An 18492-nucleotide genomic window follows, 5' to 3' on the forward strand; every position below is an offset into this window, starting at 1 on the left:
TCCCTGTTTCTATGTTCCCACGATGTAAGGATTTCCGACACCGTTTCCAACATCAAGCCCTTCAAACTGAGCTTAATGTCACGGTATCGCCCTTTGTGACAAGTCATTGACCCATCGAAAAGTGCTGGCTCCATTGTTTTCGCCATGCATGGCAAAAGCAAGACGCAAGCCCCTCAATCTTCAGAGGTGCCGCGTGGCGCCAGCAACCCCAGTTCCTCGAGGTCCATCTGGGTGATCGGGTCCTCGTCCTCGGTCAGTTCGTCGTTCATCAACGGCGAGGGAATATTGAAATTCGCGGGAATGCGGCCCGACAGCAAGCCCGCTCCCTTCAACTCTTCGAGACCGGGCAGATCACGCAGTTCTTCGAGGCCGAAATGGTCGAGGAAATCGCGTGTCGTGCCGAGCGTTACCGGCCGGCCCGGCGTGCGCCGGCGACCGCGGAAACGCACCCAGCCGGCTTCCATCAGCACGTCGAGCGTGCCGCGCGAGGTCTGGACGCCGCGGATATCCTCGATTTCGGCACGCGTGACCGGCTGGTGATAGGCGATGATCGCCAGCACTTCCAATGCGGCGCGCGAAAGCTTCTTCACCTCGTTGTCGTCGCGGCGGATGACGAAGGAGAGGTCGGCAGCAGTGCGGAAGGCCCAGGCGCCCTCGATCTGCACGAGATTGACGCCGCGCGGAGCATATTGCTCCTTCAGGCGGAGCATGATTGCGCGCACGTCGGCGCCCGTGGGCAGGCGCTCGAAGAGGAAAGCTTCGGGAACCGGCTGCGAGGAAGCAAAGACCAGTGCCTCGGCGATGCGTTCGGCCTCGATCTCGGCCTGGAGGTCGCGGCCCTGGTCCTCGAAATCCTCTTCACCCCTGGGATCGATCAAACCGGCTGCTCCTGTTCCACCACCTGCAGGGTGGCGTGTTTAGGACCGCGACGCATGTAAATCGGCTGAAAGGCGCCGTCCTGGCGGATTTCGAGCTTGCCCTCGCGCACCAGCTCCAGCGAGGCGGCAAATGCGCTCGCGATCGCCGTGACACGTTCCTCGGGCGCTGCGAGATAACGCAGCAGATAATGCTCCATCGCCGTCCAGTCGCCGATCTCACCGATCATCTGGGTCAGCAGCTCGCGAGCATCGGTCAGCGACCAGACGGTACGCCTTTCGATCGTGACCTGGGTGACGGCATTACGCTGGCGCAGCGCCGCATAGGCGGTCAGGAGATCGTAGAGGCTCGCCACATAGGCGGATTGCTGCCGGTCGGGAATATGCTCGGGCGCGCCGCGGGCAAAGATATCACGGCCGAGGCGGTTGCGGTTGACGAGGCCCTCCGCGGCCTGACGCATGGCTTCGAGGCGTTTCAGACGGAAGGCGAGCGTTGCCGCCAGTTCTTCGCCGGAAGGACCGTCATCCTTGACCTGCTGAGGAATGAGCAGCCGCGACTTCAGATAGGCAAGCCAGGCGGCCATGACGAGATAATCGGCGGCAAGCTCAATGCGGATGCGCCGGGCGCTTTCGACGAACTGCAGATATTGCTCGGCGAGCGCCAGCACTGATATGCGCGACAGGTCGACCTTCTGGTTGCGGGCGAGATAGAGCAAGAGGTCGAGCGGGCCTTCGAAACCGGCAACGTCGATCACCAGCGCCGGCTCGTGGCTGGCGCGCTCGGCACCGTTATCCTGCCACAGCTTGTCCATCGGCGTTGCCGCCTGGGGACGTTCCGTGCCCTTGACCGTGTTCACTCAACAACTCCCTTACGATCAGACCGTCGCAAACATCGCCTCGAATTCCGCTCTCAATTCCGCTTCGTCGGCCGCATCCGGCGCCCTAAAGCCTGCTTCGACCGCCTTTGCGCGGGCAAGCGACAGGCCGGCAAGCGGAGGAACATTTGCCACGACATCCAGCATCTCGTCCATCTTGCCATTGCAATGCAGCACGATATCGCATCCGCCTGCAATGATATTCGCCGCTCTTTCGCCGATCGTGCCGGAAAGTGCGTTCATCGAGCTATCGTCGGAGAGCAGCAGACCATTGAAACCGATACACTCGCGGATGACGCCGTCGATCACCTTGCGTGAGGTCGTCGCCGGATTGTCGGGGTCGATGGCGGTGAAGACGACGTGGCAGGTCATTGCCATCAGTTCGTCCTTCATCGCGACGAAGGGCGGGAAATCATGGGCCTCCAGCTCGTCGCGCGCAACGGTGACGACCGGCAGCTCCAGATGCGAATCCGCAAAGCCGCGGCCGTGGCCCGGCATATGCTTCATGACGGGCAGCAGGCCGCCGGCCTTCAGCCCCTCGGCGGCAGCGCGGCCCATGGCGATGACCGTCTCGGGATCGTCGCCATAGGCGCGGTCACCGATGACGTTGCTGCTGCCTTCGACCGGCACGTCGAGTACCGGCAGGCAATCGACATCAATGCCGAGGCTCGACAGATCAAAGGCGTGCAGCCGCGACATCAGCCAGGCGGCGCGCAGGCCGAGCGCCGGGTCACGTCGATAGAGATCGCCGAGCGCCTGGCCGGAAGGATAACGCGAGAGGACGGGCGGGCGGATGCGCTGGACGCGCCCACCCTCCTGGTCGATCAGGACCGGCGCATGCCAGCCGACGCTTTCACGCAGTTCGGCGACGAGATCGGAAATCTGCCGCGCTTCGGAGATGTTGCGCCCGAAGAGAATGAAGCCCCAGGGCCGTTCGCCCCGGTAGAAAGCCTTTTCTTCGGATGTGAGGGCAAGGCCGCTGCAGCCAAGGATCATCGCTTTTGATTCGGTCATACCAGAATCTTAGAGCCTTTCCTGGTCAGATTGAAGCAGTCTGCCGAAGCAGGTTTTCGTCAGGGCAGAGACAATTTAGGGCAGAGACAATTTAAGGTCGGGTGCGATGCACAAAAAAGAGCGGCGGACCGATCCGGCCCGCCGCCCTCCTATTCAAAGATCTGACGTTACTTGGAGATCAGGCAGGTTCCGCCCGCTGCGCGATACTGTTCGCACAGTGCCGCGGCCTCATCCTTGGAGCCGGCCGGAATGCGGACACGGTAGAAAGTGCCCTTGCCCGCGATATCGGCCTTGCGGATCTCATGACTGCGACCGGCAAGCACGCTGGCGAATTTCTTCGACAGGCTGGCAAAGGACTTGTTCGCCTCGTCTTCCGATGGCAGCGACGCGATCTGGATGCCGTAGCCGCCGGCCGAAGCGGCCTGTTGCGGCTGAGCGGCAACCGGTGCGGCAGCTGCAACCTGCGTGGTCTTCGGCTGCTGTGCAGGTGGCCGGACATTGCCCTTCTCGGTAACGGTGCCGACGACGTTGACGGGCTGTTCGGCCGGGCGGGCGATCGGAACCGGAGCGGTATCGGTGATCGCCGAGGTCTTGACCGGCCGCGCCGGCGCATCGACCGGGGCGGGATTTGCGGCCTGCGCGTCGGCATTGCCGACAGCCGACGTCTGTGCCGGTGCGGTTTCGACGGGTGCCGCGGAACGAGCGTCGACGGAAGCAACCTCGGCGCTCGTCGGGAAGCTTGCAGCCTTTCCGCCAACCGGAGGCATGGACGGGGCCGGTTGCGCGGACGGAGTTGACGGAGCCGCCAACGCCGGTTGAGCCGGCGATGTCGTCTGGGCAGATTGCGCAGGCTGGGCAGGTTGAACAGGCTGGTCGACGGGTGCCGGTTCGTCGCGAGCGACCAACGTGCCGTCGGGCTTGACGATCATCGTACGGACCTTGCGCGGCGAAACGGACGGCGCCTTGTCGGCATCGCTTGGGGAACTGTTGTCCGCACCGGCCTGGTTCGGCAGCAGACGCGGATCTTCCGTCTCGCCGACCGCAGTCGGCGTGATCTGGTCGTTGGCCCCGGCGTTCTCATCGTCCTCGGGCAATGCTTCCGGCGTCAGCGTGCGCTGGACGACATCGACTGGCGCCTCATCTGAGGAAACGAGCGCTTTCTGCTTCGGCTCCTCGGCGGAACCCGCAACGCGGTCATAGACGGCCTTGTCCTGGTTCGGCACGGTCTTGCCGCCCGGATTTTCCGGAACGACCTTGACCGGCTCCTTGTCGGCCGCGATCACGCGCGGCTCGCCAGACGAGACGATGCCGAGCCCCTCGCCCTTCCAGACGGAGGAATAGATGCCGTAACCGACGCCGCCGAAAACCACGAGCACGACGGCTCCGGCAAGCAGGCGACGCATCGACCGGGCGCGGCTGAAATCAGCGGCCTGGCTTGCCGATTCGATGCGGACTTCGGAGGTCTCGCGACGCTCGACCGGCTCGCGCACGCTGCGGCGGAAATCCTCCTCCAGCGCCCGCTCGAAATCATCGAGGCCGTCGGCGATGGTGGGCTTGACCGGCTTTGCCGCGGCAGCCGCCGTATCCCGGACCGGCACGGGCGTTTCCCGCGGCTTGGCCGGTTCAAAAAAGCTCGCGATTTCCGCATCGAGATCGAAATCGAAATCCGCGGTCTTGGCGACCGGGGCGGGCTGCTCGACCGGCGGCAGCGCCGGCACGTGCATGTCATCGACGGTCTCGGGACGATCCTCCGGGTCGGAGATCATCGCTGGATCGAACGGCAGGTCTTCGGTCGAATCAGCGGCAGCGGCAGGCGCCCAGTTGAAAACCGGAGCCGGAGCTGGGGCCTGCGGCTCGGAAGCGAAGGTAGACGCGGGCCTTGCAGGCGCGATGGTCGCCTGCGGGCGGGCGGGCGTTTCCGGCTGCGGCACAGGCGTTGCCTGTTTGGGCGCGGGGGCTATCGCCTGCGGCTGCTGCTCCGGGGCAGGCTCGGAGAAGTCGAGATCGGCGAGCTCCAGCTCGATGCCGGCAAGATCCAGCTCGAAATCATGGCCGGCGAAGGGATCGTCGGCTTCCTGTACCGGCTGCGGCGCCCGCGAATATGACGGTGCGGCAGGCTGCGGCGGAGCAACCTCGGCAAGCTGCGGCGCGATCGGCCTTGCGGCTTCGGCAGCATAGGCCGGAGCGGGCTCTACCCGAGCGGGCCGGACGGGCGCTTCCGCGACCGGCGCAGACACGATCGCCTCAGGCTGTGCAGGCGCGACAGCAAAGACGGGCGCTGTTTCGACGGGTTCGGGCTGCGGCACAACAGGCGTCGCGAGATTGGCCCGTTGCGGCACAGGATAACGCGATACGTCGGCAAGCAGATCGTCGAGATCGAACGTGCCGGCAGTGTGCGGCACTTCGGGCACCACCTCGGTCAACGCCGCATCGGCCTGGATCTCGCCTTCGACGGCCGCAGCAATGAGATCGAAACCGGCATCGTCCCCGAAATCCTGCAGTTCGTCTTCGATCTCGACGAAATCCTCGGCCTCGGCAGTCTCTTCCGGCGTCGCCACCTCATCATCATGGCGATCGAGTTCGGCGGGATAGCCGAGCGACGGAGCAGCGGATTCGAATTCCTCGGAAGGTTCGACAGCAGCGACAGGCGCAGGCTGCTCGGTCACCGGCTCCGGCTTCACCTCAGGCAGATCTGTAAACGACGTCTCAGCAACCGGCACGGCGGCCGGCTCAATCACCGGCTCTGGTGAAACAACCGGTTCCTCGCGTTTCGCGGCATGGAAATTGGCAAGCGGCAGCCGGATGCTGGCGGCCGACCATTGCGGCGCCTTGGCGGGTTGCGCGATCGAAGAGACCGGGGCTGCGCCGATCGAAAGTTCGAGCTCCTCGATCAGATCGCGCGCACCGCCGAAGGCCGATTGCACCGGCGCCTCGGAGGCGGGCTCGACGGAGAGCTGCTGTTGCGGCCCGGCCGCCCAGTCGGCGGCGAGCGCGTCCCAGCGCTTGTCAGCCGGTGCTGCCGTTTCCTCGACGGGAGCGACGGAAACCGGCTCAGGAGCCTCTGTGCTTTCGGCAACGGGGGAAACATCGAGAACCGGCTCGATATAATCCTCCGCAGAGATATCTTCAGCGAACGGTTCGGCTGGACGATCGAGCTCCGCAAGCGGACGCGGCGAATCGTAACGGTCGAATTCGCGTACGAGTTCTTCATCGAGATCGAGGGCAGGCTCGCGCCGTTCTTCGGTTACCGTGTTTGCCGCAACGCGCGGTTCGAAACCAACGATACGGGCGAGTTCGGCCAACGGATCGTCGTCGGCAAACAGATCGCTTTTTCCGCGCGTATCATACGCAAGTTGTTTCTCAGCCATGCCTATCCCACTCGCAAACGCCAACGCTCAAATGCCAGCGCATTGTGGGGAAATGGTGACGTTATCGCATTTCGTCAGGTGCGGCAGTGCCTGTAATGGCAAGTCCCGACTTCAAAACCGACGCGACGGCGTACACCAGCCCAAGTCTGGCAATACTTGATTCTCGGTTTTTATCATTAACAAATCGTAAGTCCGTCTGATCTTTACCTTTGTTCCAATGCGCGTGGAACGAACTGGCGAGGTCGTAGAGGTAAAAAGCGATGCGATGCGGCTCCTGGGACTGGGCGGCCGCCTCGACGACACGGGGGAATTCGGCGAGCTTGGCGACAAGCTGCAATTCGGCCGGATCGTCAATGCCAGCAACGGCTTTGGCGAGATCCTCGGGTGAAACTTCGAGGTCAGGGAAAGCCTCCCTCGCCTGCCGGAAGACAGACATGCAACGGGCATGTGCGTACTGCACGTAAAAAACCGGATTATCTTTCGACTGTTCCGTCACTTTGGCGAAATCGAAGTCGAGCGGTTCGGAATTCTTGCGGTAAAGCATCATGAACCGGACCGAATCACGGCCGACTTCCTCGACGACTTCCCTGAGCGTGACGAAATCGCCCGAGCGCTTCGACATCTTAACCGGCTCGCCGTTGCGATAAAGTTTGACGAGCTGGCAGAGCAGCACCGTCAGCTTCGCCTTACCGTCCGAGACCCCGCGCGCAACCGCTTCCAGGCGCTTGACGTAGCCGCCATGGTCGGCGCCGAGCACATAGATCATCTCATTGAAGCCGCGGTCGAACTTGTTCTTGAAGTATGCGACGTCAGCGGCGAAATAGGTGTAGGAGCCGTCCGACTTGATCAGCGGCCGGTCCATATCGTCGCCCACTTCGGTCGAGCGGAACAGCGTCTGTTCGCGATCCTCCCAGTCCTCGGCAAGCTGGCCCTTCGGCGGCGGCAGGGTGCCCTTGTAGACAAAGCCCTTGAAGGTCAGGTCGTTGATCGCCGTGCGGATCGCGGCCGCGCCATTGGCATGCAGCGTCCGCTCCGAGAAGAAGACGTCATGATGGACGTTCAGCGCCGCGAGATCTTCGCGGATCATCACCATCATCGCGTCGATCGTGCGATCCTTGACGATCGGCATCCACTGCTCTTCAGGCATGTTGTGCAGCCGCACGCCGTAATCGGCGGCAAGCGACTGGCCGACCGGCACGAGATAGTCACCCGGGTAAAGACCTGAAGGGATCTCGCCGATCTTTTCGCCAAGCGCCTCGCGATAACGCAGGAAGACGGAGCGGGCGAGCACGTCGATCTGCGAGCCCGCATCGTTGATGTAATATTCCTTCTCGACGCCGTAGCCCGCAAAAGCGAGCAGGTTGGCGAGCGCATCACCGACGACGGCGCCACGGCAATGGCCGACATGCATCGGACCGGTCGGATTGGCCGAGACATATTCGACGTTGACCTTCAGCCCGTTGCCAAGCGTCGAGCGGCCGTACTCGGTGCCGGCGCCGATCATCGAGGCGAGCAGCCGCTGCCAGTAACCGACGGACAGGCGAATGTTGATGAAACCGGGACCCGCGACCGAGACATCGGCGACGTCGGCATCTTCCTTGAGCTTGGCGATGATGATGTCGGCAAGCGCGCGCGGATTGGAGCCGAGCGGCTTTGCCAGCACCATCGCGGCATTGGTCGCGACATCGCCATGGCTCGCATCACGCGGCGGCTCGACGGTGATGCGGCCGAAATCGAGCTCAGATCGCTTTTCCCTGACCAGAACGATCTGTTCAAGGGCGGTTTTGATCCTGGCTTCGAAGTCGGTAAAAAGGTTCATCACACTCTTCCATGCATAGGCTGTGCCAAAGGCTCAAATCGGCCCTCGGCGGGCGACCGCTGCCTATCGCAAATCCGGAGTATGGTCAAACAATCGCCTGTGGGCGCTGATCGCATAGGTATCCGTCATGCCGGCGAGATAGTCGCCGACATGGCGGGCTTTCGGCGCATCGGAGAGGCCAGCGATATGATCCACCCAGTAGTGGCTCTGCATTTCCTTCGGGTTGGCCATGTAGGCGCCAAAGAGATCGGTGACGATCTTGGCCGCACCGGCGCGGATGCGCATGATATCGGGATTGCGGTAGATGCGCTTGAAGAGCATCGCCTTGATCTGCCTGTCCGTTTCGGCCATCTGCTCGGAAAACGTGGCGATCACCCGATCGGCTGCGCGCACGTCGCCGGCGCTCTGTGGGCGGATGAGGGAAAGGCGTTCCTGCGCCACGCCGATCACATCCTCGACCATACGCGTGATCTGGCGGCGCATGATCTCATGGGTGAAGCGGCTCGGCTCCAGATGGGGATATCGCTCCCGTACCTCCGCCATCAGCCCGGCAAGGAACGGGATTTCCTCCAGCATGTCGAAAGTCAGGTAGCCGGAACGCAGGCCGTCGTCGATATCATGGGTGTTATAGGCGATGTCGTCTGCGATCGCCGCGACCTGGGCCTCGAGGCTGGCATAGCTTGCAAGCTCGAGATCGTGCAGTTCGCAGTAATCGAGGATCGGCTGGGGAACGGGGCCGCGCGTGCCCACACCTTCCGGCGTCAGAAGCGGACCATTGTGCTTCACGAGGCCTTCGAGGCTTTCCCATGTCAGGTTGATGCCGTCGAATTCGGCATATCGCCGCTCCAGCTTGGTCACGATGCGCAGCGATTGGGCATTGTGGTCGAAGCCGCCATAGGGCAGCAGCACCTCGTGCAGCGCATCCTCACCGGTATGGCCGAACGGCGTGTGGCCGAAATCATGGACCAACGCTACGCCTTCGGCCAGATCCTCATCAAGCTTCAAGGCGCGGGCGAGCGCGCGGGCGATCTGCGCCACTTCGATCGTATGGGTGAGCCGGGTGCGATAATGATCGCCGTCCTGGGCGATGAAGACCTGGGTCTTGTGCTTCAGGCGGCGAAAGGCGGTGGTGTGGACGATACGGTCGCGGTCGCGCTGGAAATCGGAGCGCGTCGGACTTTCGTCCTCCTGGTAGAGGCGCCCGCGTGTGGTCCAGGGGTCCGCCGCATAGACTGCCCTTTCGCTGTTGCCGAAACCCAAAGCACGCCTGTCAATCGTCATTCTTCACCGTCATTCTTCACCGCCATTCTGCCTGTTGCCGCATCTGCCCATTGACGCCGCTTTGCACTCTTCATACCTATAGCCTGGCGAACGGCAAAGAGGCGCTTTCTTAACCGCTTCAGCGCATCATGGCCTTTTCGCGAGGATCATGATAAGTTCCTTAGATATCAGGCATTTGAACATTCGAGTGCCAAAACCCATTCTCTCCGGATCTTGACCCCGGCAGGAGGAAACATGACGGATACGAGTGTAACCCTTTCAGATGCCGCGGCAAAGCGCATCGCTGCGATCGTCAGCGCCGAGGCCGGCAAGAGCGCGTTGCGCGTCTCCGTCGAAGGCGGCGGCTGTTCGGGCTTTTCCTACAAGTTCGACCTTGCCGAAGGCGCTGATGACGACGACATCGTCGTTGAAAAGAACGACGCCAAGGTGCTGATCGACAGTCTGTCGCTCGTCTATATGGCGGGTTCGGAGATCGACTTCGTCGACAACCTGCTCGGTCAATCCTTCCAGATCAAGAACCCGAATGCGGTGGCAAGCTGCGGCTGCGGCACCAGCTTCTCGATCTGAACATCCGACCTACAGCATTGTCCCCATCGAACCGGCGGAAGTTTTGCTTCCGGCCGGTTTGTCGTCTTGTCCTGTTATGAAAGACCGCGATAAAAGAAGCGCGCTAAAGCGTGTCGCGATCTTTCAGATTCGCTTGCCACGCTTTAGGTCTTTTGTTTTCCGCATGTCGTCATCGCAAAACCGCCGCACGCTTTTGCGCGACATGCTTTAAGCCAACAGGACGAAGAGATGAAGATCGCGACTTGGAACATCAACGGCGTCAAGGCGCGCATCGACAATCTCACGCAATGGCTCAAGGATTCCAATCCCGATATCGTCTGTTTGCAGGAGATAAAGACGGTCGACGAAGGGTTTCCACGGCTGGAGATCGAGGCGCTCGGCTACCACGTCGAAACGCACGGCCAGAAGGGCTTCAACGGCGTGGCGATCCTTTCCAAGACTTCCCCCTTCGAAGTCAATCGCGGCCTGCCTGGCGATCCGCTGGATGAGCAGGCACGTTTCCTCGAAGCGGTGTTCACGCTGGCCGACACGCGCATCCTGCGCGTCTGCTGCATCTATCTGCCGAACGGCAATCCCGTCGAAACGGAGAAATATCCCTACAAGCTTGCCTGGATGGAGCGTCTGCGGACGTTCGCCGCCGAACGGCTGGCCTATGAGGAGATGCTGATCCTTGCCGGCGATTACAACGTCATCCCCGAACCGCACGACTGCTTCGACCCCAAAGTCTGGGAAAACGATGCGCTATTTCTGCCGCAGACACGGGAAGCATTCCGCAGGCTCGAAAACCTCGGCCTGACGGATGCGGTGCGCGCGACGACGGACGCGACGCAGCTCTACTCCTTCTGGGATTACCAGGCCGGCGCCTGGCCGAAGAACAACGGCATCCGCATCGACCATCTGCTGCTGTCGCCGGAAGCCGCCGACCGCATGACGTCAGCGGCGATCGAAAAACATGTGCGGGCCTGGGAAAAGCCATCTGACCACGTGCCCGTGATCGCCTATTTCGACTTCGCGGCCTGAGGTTTTTTCTCAAGCTCTGTTTTAAGCATGTCATTATCCTGGAACCGCTGCGCACGTCCAGGCGACATGCATTAGTCGTCGGAGCCGCTTGCGATCGTGTGTGACAGCGATATGGCCGTGCGGCGGTCGGCTTCGTTGGCAACCGAGAAGGCCTGCTCCTGCAGCGCTTCCATCCAGTTGCAATCCTTGGGCTTGCAGCGGTCGAGTGCTGCCGTCATCAGCGCCAGACCGCGCGCGGTCTGGCCTTCGTCGAAAAGAATATTGCCAAAGACGGCCATGGCGCCCGGATGACCGCTCTTGCGGGCCTGGTTCAGCCATTTCTTCGCCTGCTGCGGGCTGGCTGAACCGCCCTCTCCCGCCAGCATCATCTGGGCCAGCTGGAATTGCGCCTCGGCGACGCCGAAGGTGGAGGCGACCTGGAAATAGAGCTGGCGGGCCTGGGTAAGGTCGATCTTAACAGGGCTGCCGGTAATCCCGTGCTTGTAATAATTGGCGAGCGAGAGCAGCGCGTTGACGAAGAAGCCGGTATCTTCCGAACCGGGTTCGACACCTTGCTGGGCGATCTCGCTATAGATCTTGAAGGCTTCGAAATCGTCCTGCGCGACGCCGTCGCCGTCGGCATACATGTTGGCGAGCGCCCAGCGCGACCCGGTATGGCCCTTTTCCGCGGCGTATTTATAGGCTTCGACCGCCTCTTCCTTCTGCCCGTTCTTATAGGCCTTGAAGCCGAACTTGAAGAGATCGAAAGGACCGGATTCCTTGTTGACGCCGGCCTTGATGTCGAATGCACGGGCTGGACAGGTCAGTGCCAGCGCAACGGCCATCGACATGCCCATCAGCATGAACTTGAACAATTTGAACTCGGACGTCACCATTTCAACCGATTTCTTTCGTTCATCCCTGGCAGGTAGCGGCGGCGTTTACGCCGTGCATCCCGCGGATGTAATCCTTCGAGGCGAGCGATCCCGCGGCAAGCTCCATGGCTCCTTTGCCCGCGTCGCATCCAGCCCATTGGCCTTTTCTCAAAGACCGTATTTCCAGCATGTCATCCAGAACCACCCGGCTTCCGGCATGGTCCGACTGCAATCTCTGTGGCACTCTTTTGGTGGGCGCGGCATCCGCCTTCCCGCCTTTATCGCATTCGTAAATAGTAAATGTGACCAAACCGGTATCGACTTCTCCGGCGAAGTTCGGCCGTGCATGTGAGTGGACCGAAAACAACGATCGTGAGTGGATCGACGACGTCATCGTGGGGCCGGATTTGCCGCCGGAACAGCCTTGTTCGGAGGGAGAAACGGCGGCAATCCAACGATTGTCGCCAATCGCGCCGTACGATCTGGTGTTACCGGAAAAAATTCGACCCATGCTACTAGTTACACGCACCGTAAGTCTGCCATCTCCTCGCCTGCAAATACCGCTGCGCTCTCTTTGTGGCGGGAAATGGACAAATTCGCCCCATCGCCACCATACGCCAACCGTCGTAAAAAAGTGTTGCTGAATCGTCACAAATCAGAACGTCGTTTGTCTTGCCGAGCGCCCAAAGAAAAGCCCGGCAGACTGCCGGGCTCGGAGACTTCTACTTGGGGCGCAGGATCAGAACTTGATCTTTACGCTGGTGGAGAGGGCCGCGACCAGATCATCCCCGAAGGAATAGGAGACGTCGTCGCCGTAGGTCTTGCCTTTATACACGAAGGTGCCGGATTCACCGCTGGTCATGATGCCGAGCGCGCCGGCAAGACGCCATTCGACATTTTCGACCGGCGTGTAGGAAACGCCTGCGCCAAGCGTCCACGTGTCTGTCTGGGAGCCATAGCCCTGGCTCGTGCCGCGATCCCAGGTCAGGCTGACGGCGCCCGCCCACTGGTCGTTGAACTTGTGCCCGACGCCGCCACCGATCGTCCAGCCGTCGCGATAGAAGAGATCGAGCGAGGTGAGCTGGGTGCTGCCGTTGCAGGCGACGACGCCCTTGTTGGCCTTCGGGCAGAAGGCGATCGACTGCAGCACGCTCCAGTTCGTCCACTTGACCGAACCGAAGGCAAGCCAGTCGGGCGCAATGCCGCTCTGCAGCTTCAACTCGACAGAATCCGGGGCCTCAGCCGAACCGTAGACCGGGGTGACGACGCCAAGATAGGGATTCCTGGGATTGACGGCCTTCGGCACCTCGGTCAGGTCAACCGTGCCCGTGAGATCGTCATACTTGACCTTGCTGTTGTAGAGCAGGCTGGCGCGGAATGCGTATTCCGGGATTTCGTAGGCGATGCCCGCCCGCCATCCCCAGGCCTGGTCAGAAAGCTCCAGACGACCGGTGCCGTCATAGATCAGCGAGGCCGGCGGTGTGGTGATCGGCGCGACAAGGCGGGTCTTGAAACCCTCGACGGTCTGGTAGAAGCCGCCGCCGATCAGGCGAAGCTGGCCGGGTCCCATATCGAAACGATAGGAGCAGGTCAGGCCGTAGTTGCGGGTGCTGATCTTGGTTTCGATGTTGTTGTTGACGCCCAGCCAGTCAGTGCCGGGATTGGTATGCGCGCCGAAGGGTGTGGAATAGTCGCCCAAGCAATCGATCGCATCGCCGAAACCAACCTTCACGCCGAGATAGGGGACCCAATAATTCTCGGTATCGTCGGCGGTGGTCGAACCGTCACCGATACCATTGGTGCCGAGACCATCGCTCGCCTTGGTGTCCTTGACATTCTTCAGCTTGCGCTGCGGCATGACATAGGTGGCGCCGGACTGGACGGAAAACCGCGAATTGTCGAAGAGAAGGTCGACATTGTATCCGCCGCGCTCCAGACCGCCGGCGAAGGACGGCGATGCAAGCGACGAAAGAAGAACGAGCGACGTTACGCCCTTGGAAAACATACGCGATGCCATTGTGTCTCCCCCACTCCAGCAATTGATGTGGCGACACTCTAGTAAGTGTTCGCCTGATATGGCAACGCGCGCCCTGACAGCGCTTCCCATCGTTCCAGCGGCTAATTTACGTAAAGAAATTGACGGACACGTCAAAAAATCTGGTTAATAAAATTTTATTCCGAGACGGATCACTTTTCGGGCAGCTTTTGGGTATTCATTCCAAACATTGCAGAAGCTGTATCAATCCGACAACAGTGGCAGTTTTCGCCAGCCAGAGGCTCCCAAGACCACAATCCACAGGCTGGAAGCCCGAAATCGGCCGTTTTCAGGACCGAATCGCTCACTCCACGACAGCAAAAAAGACGCGCCGGCGAACGGCGCGTCTTTGAAATAACTTACCAAATGGGCTTGAGAAGCTTAACCGGCTTCGCTCACCCTCGAGAGTGCAATCCTCAAGCTTGCGATCTGCCCCTCCAGTTCCTCGAGCCGCTCCCGTTCGGCCTCGACCACCTCGGGATTGGCATTGGCGACGAACTTCTCGTTGGACAGCTTGCCGTTGATGCGGGAGATCTCGCCGTCCGTCTTGGCGATCGCCTTTTCCAAGCGAGCCTTTTCGGCGGAAAGGTCGATCAGATTGCCGAGCGGCAGGCAGATGGTGGCCTCTGCGACGACGATCTGAGCGGCGCCCTTTGGCGCATCGTCGGCCAGCGATATGGCTTCCACACGCGCGAGCCGTTTGATGGCCGCGTCGTGGCGGAACAGCCTCTCGCGCGTCAGGTTGTTGGCCTTGACGACGACGAGCGGCGCGGTTGCCGACGGCGGCACGTTCATTTCGGCGCGCACAGAGCGGATACCGGAGACGAGGTCGATCAGCCAGTTGATCTCGTCAGCAGCCCCATCGTCGGCATAGGACGGCGCCGGCCATTCAGCATGGCAGACCAGCGTGTCGCGCTCCTTGCCTTCGCCCGCCGTATGCGCCCAGAGCTCTTCGGTCATGAAGGGCATGAAGGGATGCAGCAGCTTATAGATCTCTTCGAGAATATAGGCGCTGCAGGCCTGAGCCTCAGCCTTGGCGCCCTCATCCTCACCATTGAAGACCGGCTTCAGCAGTTCGAGATACCAGTCGCACACTTCGTTCCAGACGAAACGGTAGAGCGCGCCGGCGGCGTCGTTGAAGCGGAAGGCTTCAAGCGCTTCCGTAACGTCACGTTCCGTACGGGCAAGTTCCGTGAGGATCCAGCGGTTGATGGTGAGCTCGGCGGCTTCCGGCACGAAATGCGGATCGCTCTTCGCGCCGTTCATCTCGGCAAAGCGCGTGGCGTTCCAAAGCTTGGTGCCGAAATTGCGGTAGCCGGCGATGCGGGCCGGATCGAGCTTCACGTCGCGGCCCTGCGCGGCCATGATCGCCAGCGTGAAGCGCAGCGCGTCAGCGCCGTATTCGTCGATCAGTTCCAGGGGATCGATGACGTTGCCCTTCGACTTCGACATCTTCTGCCCGTTCTTGTCGCGGACCAGTGCGTGAATGTAGATCGTATGGAAGGGCTCGACGGGATCGCCATTCTCGTCCTTCATGAAATGCAGACCCATCTGCATCATGCGAACGACCCAGAACGGGATGATATCGAAGCCGGTCACCAGAACATTCGTCGGATAGTAGCGCGCGAGTTCCGGCGTCTGGTCGGGCCAGCCGAGTGTCGAGAATGGCCAGAGGGCTGAGGAGAACCAGGTGTCGAGCACGTCCTCGTCTCGCGTCAGGATCTCACCCGGCTTGAAGTTTTCGAGCAGGTCTTCGACATAGGCCTTCATCGGCCCTTCATGCGAGAGGTAGTGCTGGATCGCAGCCTGCAGCGCCTCTTCCTCGGTCTTTTCGACGAAGACCTGACCATCCGGGCCATACCAGGCAGGAATCTGATGTCCCCACCAGAGTTGGCGGGAAATGCACCACGGCTCGATGTTCTCCAGCCAGTTGAAATAGGTGTTTTCCCAGTTCCTCGGAATAAACCGGGCTCTTCCCTCGCGGACAGATTCCAGCGCGGGTTGCCCCAAAGTCTTATTGTCGACAAACCATTGTTCCGTCAGCCGCGGCTCGATCGGCACACCGCCACGGTCACCATGCGGGACCATGTGCTTGTGCGGCTCGATCTTGTCGAGGAGACCGGCCTCTTCGAAAATCTCGACGATGATCTTGCGCGCATGGAAGCGGTCCTGCCCTTCCAGACGGTCCCAGGCGCCATGGAGCGCCGCGGGATGGTCGAGACCTTCGAGGAAATCCTCGTTGTCCTTGATAGCGATCGTACCGTCGATATTCATGACGTTGATCGCACGCAGGCCGGCCCGCTTGCCGACGTCAAAGTCGTTGAAGTCATGTGCTGGCGTGATCTTGACGGCACCGGTACCAGCCGTTGGATCAGCATAGGAATCGGCGACAACAGGGATCTTGCGGCCAACGATCGGCAGGATGACATGCTTGCCGATGATCGGCTTGTAACGCTCATCTTCAGGGTTCACGGCAATGCCGGTATCGCCCAGCATCGTTTCCGGCCGCGTCGTCGCGACGACGATATAGTCACGCGTCTCGAATTCGGTCGGCTTGCCTTCCTCGTCGAAGGCAACCGGATACTGATAGGTGACACCAGGCTCGAGCGGATAGCGCAGATGCCAGAGATGCCCCTTCACCTCCTGCTGTTCGACCTCCATGTCGGAAATGGCAGTCAACAGTTTGGGGTCCCAATTGACGAGGCGCTTGTCCTTGTAAATCAGGCCTTCCTTGTAGAGCGTGACGAAGACTTCGAGAACGGCCTGCGACAGGCCTTCGTCCATGGTGAAACGCTCACGAGACCAATCGCACGAGGCGCCCAGGCGCTTCAGCTGGTTGAAGATCAGCCCGCCCGATTCAGCTTTCCACTCCCAGATCTTGTCGATGAAGGCTTCGCGGCCCATTTCGCGGCGGCCCGGCAGTTGCTGTTCCATCAGCTTGCGCTCGACGACCATCTGCGTGGCGATGCCGGCGTGGTCCATGCCCGGTTGCCAGAGCACGTCCTTGCCGCGCATGCGCTCGAAGCGCACCAGGATGTCCTGCAGCGTGTTGTTGAGCGCGTGGCCCATGTGCAGCGAACCGGTGACGTTCGGCGGCGGGATCACGATGGTGAAGGTCTCGGCCCCCGGCTTGGCGTTCGCGCCGGCGCGGAAGGCGTCCGCCTCATCCCATTTCGCGGCGATTTTCGGTTCGACGGCAGCGGAATCATAGGTCTTGTCGAGCATTTTCTGACCAATTTCGAGGTTCGAGGATGGGCGTTTGTAAATAGGATGGGCACGGCCAAGTCAATAAAAAAGCCGCCCCGGAGACCGGAGCGGCTTTTCAGGAAAAAAGCAATCCGATCAGCGGCGCGGGCCGCGCGCCACGCGCTCGATTTCCTCGCGCACCAGCCGCTCGACCAGCGTCGGCAGATTATCATCAAGCCATTCGCGCAGCATCGGCCGCAGCATGTCCTCTGCGATCTCGTCGAGCGAGCGGCGCTCCGCGCCATCGATCGCCGCGGCGAGTTCTTCGAAAGAGCGGCTGATCTGCAGGCCGGCATCTTCCGAAAGCAGCGTCGGCTGGACCTCCTCCATGACGCTTGGCAGGAAACGCTCGGTCGACGACTGCACGGCCGGTTCCGGTGCCGGCGGCGCTGCTTCGACAGCAGGCGCCGGCTCGGCGACCGCAACTTTCGGCGCTTCCGCGAACATCGGCTCGGCCGGCTGCTGTTGGACCGGAGCATGCTGAACTGGCGCCGGAGCGACGGGGAAAACAGACTGAGCCGGCTGAGGCTCCGGCTGTGGCGCTTCGGCGCGCGGCGGCTCCGGCATCAAGGCCGGCTGCGGTTCGAGCTGACGGAAGGCGCTCGGAATTTCACGCAGCGCCTGCCCGGCCTGTGCGGCGCTGCGCTCGGAGGCGGCGCGCACGCGGGCGGCGACATCGGCCAGCGACAGCGCGCGGGCCGGCACTTCAGGTTCGGGAGCGGTGCCGGCGGAATTGGCGGCGACGAAACGCGGATCGGAGGAGCGCAGGGCCGGTTCGGGAAATTCGACGCCGGCATAGGTGTCGTCAACGGTCAGATGGATTTCGGAACCGTTCTCATCTTCGTCGGTGCCATAGACTGGCGGCAGGGATGCTGAAATCGCCTTGCCGGCACCGGGCTCATTGCTTTCGATGATCTGGCGGATGGAGGCCAGAATTTCTTCCATGGACGGTTCACGCGCTACACTTGGCTGAGCCATATCTATCCCCGTTATCCCAAAACAACGACCGGATGGTGTGGAGAGCGTTCATCCGAATCACCACGACCTTAGAATACCCCAGGCGTGAAAAAAATCATCGCGAATCAAATGAATGCGGCCATGCACAGTTTTGTTACCCAATGTTTGCCGCCGAAAAATCTATAGCGATTTCAGGGTGACGACAGACATGAAACGGAAGTCCCTGTGCGTCGCAGCCATCCGGTCCGACGCGGCGGATTCAGGATAGAGAATGTTTGTGAAGGCTTTCCAGCGGCGCTGACAAAAAAGGGCGCCGATGGCGCCCACAGACTGCTGACAAACCCGTCGATTTTTTCGGCGGGTTTTGCTTTTTTGGCGATTGGATTTTTTGCCGGTTGTGTTTTGGCGGAGGGCGAAGAGAGGTTTCGGCTTACGCCGTGGCCGGTTTTGGTGGTTTTGTCAGGGCCATTGCGATCTTCTTGATGTTTTGGGCGGCCGCAGCCAACAGGCACTGGCATGCGACGCGGGTGCGACTTCGGAAGCGGGCATAGCGATGCCCGTGAAGCTGCTTGGCATCGGCA

The 18492-nt window shown here is 61.2% G+C and carries 13 protein-coding genes and 1 pseudogene; 2 read left to right on the top strand and 12 right to left on the bottom strand.

All coding sequences use genetic code 11. The features are described from left to right. Positions 1–173: 173 nt before the first annotated feature. The 6 genes from scpB to EFB14_RS05910 form a co-directional block, all read right to left on the bottom strand. Positions 174–878, bottom strand: a complete 705-nt coding sequence (gene scpB / locus EFB14_RS05885; RefSeq protein WP_126823497.1) for an SMC-Scp complex subunit ScpB — start codon at positions 876–878, stop codon at positions 174–176. Continuing rightward, positions 875–1732 carry a segregation and condensation protein A gene (locus EFB14_RS05890; RefSeq protein ID WP_126823499.1) on the bottom strand — a complete coding sequence of 286 codons (858 nt, stop codon included), beginning with the start codon at positions 1730–1732 and terminating at the stop codon, positions 875–877. The genes scpB and EFB14_RS05890 overlap by 4 nt, the downstream gene beginning before the upstream one ends. An 18-nt stretch (positions 1733–1750) precedes the next feature. Then, positions 1751–2764, bottom strand: a complete 1014-nt coding sequence (nagZ, locus tag EFB14_RS05895; RefSeq protein ID WP_126823501.1) for a beta-N-acetylhexosaminidase — start codon at positions 2762–2764, stop codon at positions 1751–1753. Positions 2765–2931: 167 nt separating this feature from the next. After that, entirely contained in the window at positions 2932–6132 is a 3201-nt protein-coding gene (locus EFB14_RS05900; protein ID WP_126823503.1) for an SPOR domain-containing protein, read from the bottom strand. A gap of 61 nt (positions 6133–6193) precedes the next feature. Continuing rightward, positions 6194–7951 carry an arginine--tRNA ligase gene (gene argS, locus EFB14_RS05905; protein ID WP_126823505.1) on the bottom strand — a complete coding sequence of 586 codons (1758 nt, stop codon included), beginning with the start codon at positions 7949–7951 and terminating at the stop codon, positions 6194–6196. Between the two features lie 63 nt (positions 7952–8014). Beyond that, positions 8015–9232: a deoxyguanosinetriphosphate triphosphohydrolase gene (locus tag EFB14_RS05910; RefSeq protein WP_126823507.1), complete on the bottom strand. Its 1218-nt coding sequence runs from the start codon at positions 9230–9232 to the stop codon at positions 8015–8017. A gap of 234 nt (positions 9233–9466) precedes the next feature. Between EFB14_RS05910 and erpA the strand changes: the two genes are divergently transcribed. Next, positions 9467–9799, top strand: coding sequence for an iron-sulfur cluster insertion protein ErpA (gene erpA, locus EFB14_RS05915; protein WP_126823509.1), 333 nt, complete (start codon positions 9467–9469; stop codon positions 9797–9799). Between the two features lie 228 nt (positions 9800–10027). Continuing rightward, on the top strand, positions 10028–10819 hold the full coding sequence (xth, locus tag EFB14_RS05920; protein WP_126823511.1) for an exodeoxyribonuclease III: 792 nt from the start codon (positions 10028–10030) through the stop codon (positions 10817–10819). Between the two features lie 71 nt (positions 10820–10890). On the opposite strand, the gene exoR is transcribed toward xth, so the two are convergent. The 6 genes and pseudogenes from exoR to EFB14_RS05950 form a co-directional block, all read right to left on the bottom strand. Beyond that, positions 10891–11694 carry an exopolysaccharide production regulator ExoR gene (gene exoR / locus EFB14_RS05925; protein ID WP_126823514.1) on the bottom strand — a complete coding sequence of 268 codons (804 nt, stop codon included), beginning with the start codon at positions 11692–11694 and terminating at the stop codon, positions 10891–10893. 19 nt (positions 11695–11713) lie between these two features. Then, positions 11714–12184 carry a hypothetical protein gene (locus tag EFB14_RS05930; protein ID WP_126823562.1) on the bottom strand — a complete coding sequence of 157 codons (471 nt, stop codon included), beginning with the start codon at positions 12182–12184 and terminating at the stop codon, positions 11714–11716. 228 nt (positions 12185–12412) lie between these two features. Beyond that, complete coding sequence (locus EFB14_RS05935) at positions 12413–13690, bottom strand: OmpP1/FadL family transporter (RefSeq protein WP_126823516.1); 1278 nt, start codon at positions 13688–13690, stop codon at positions 12413–12415. Between the two features lie 399 nt (positions 13691–14089). Continuing rightward, a complete protein-coding gene (locus EFB14_RS05940; protein WP_126823518.1) occupies positions 14090–16933 on the bottom strand; it encodes a valine--tRNA ligase in 2844 nt (947 codons plus the stop codon). Positions 16934–17050: 117 nt separating this feature from the next. Next, positions 17051–17932 carry a PopZ family protein gene (locus tag EFB14_RS05945; protein WP_126823520.1) on the bottom strand — a complete coding sequence of 294 codons (882 nt, stop codon included), beginning with the start codon at positions 17930–17932 and terminating at the stop codon, positions 17051–17053. A 409-nt stretch (positions 17933–18341) separates the two neighbouring features. After that, positions 18342–18492, bottom strand: a pseudogene (locus EFB14_RS05950) (IS5/IS1182 family transposase); the annotation flags it as partial.

This window comes from Rhizobium fabae, from assembly GCF_003985135.1.
GTDB classification, from domain to species: domain Bacteria; phylum Pseudomonadota; class Alphaproteobacteria; order Rhizobiales; family Rhizobiaceae; genus Rhizobium; species Rhizobium pisi.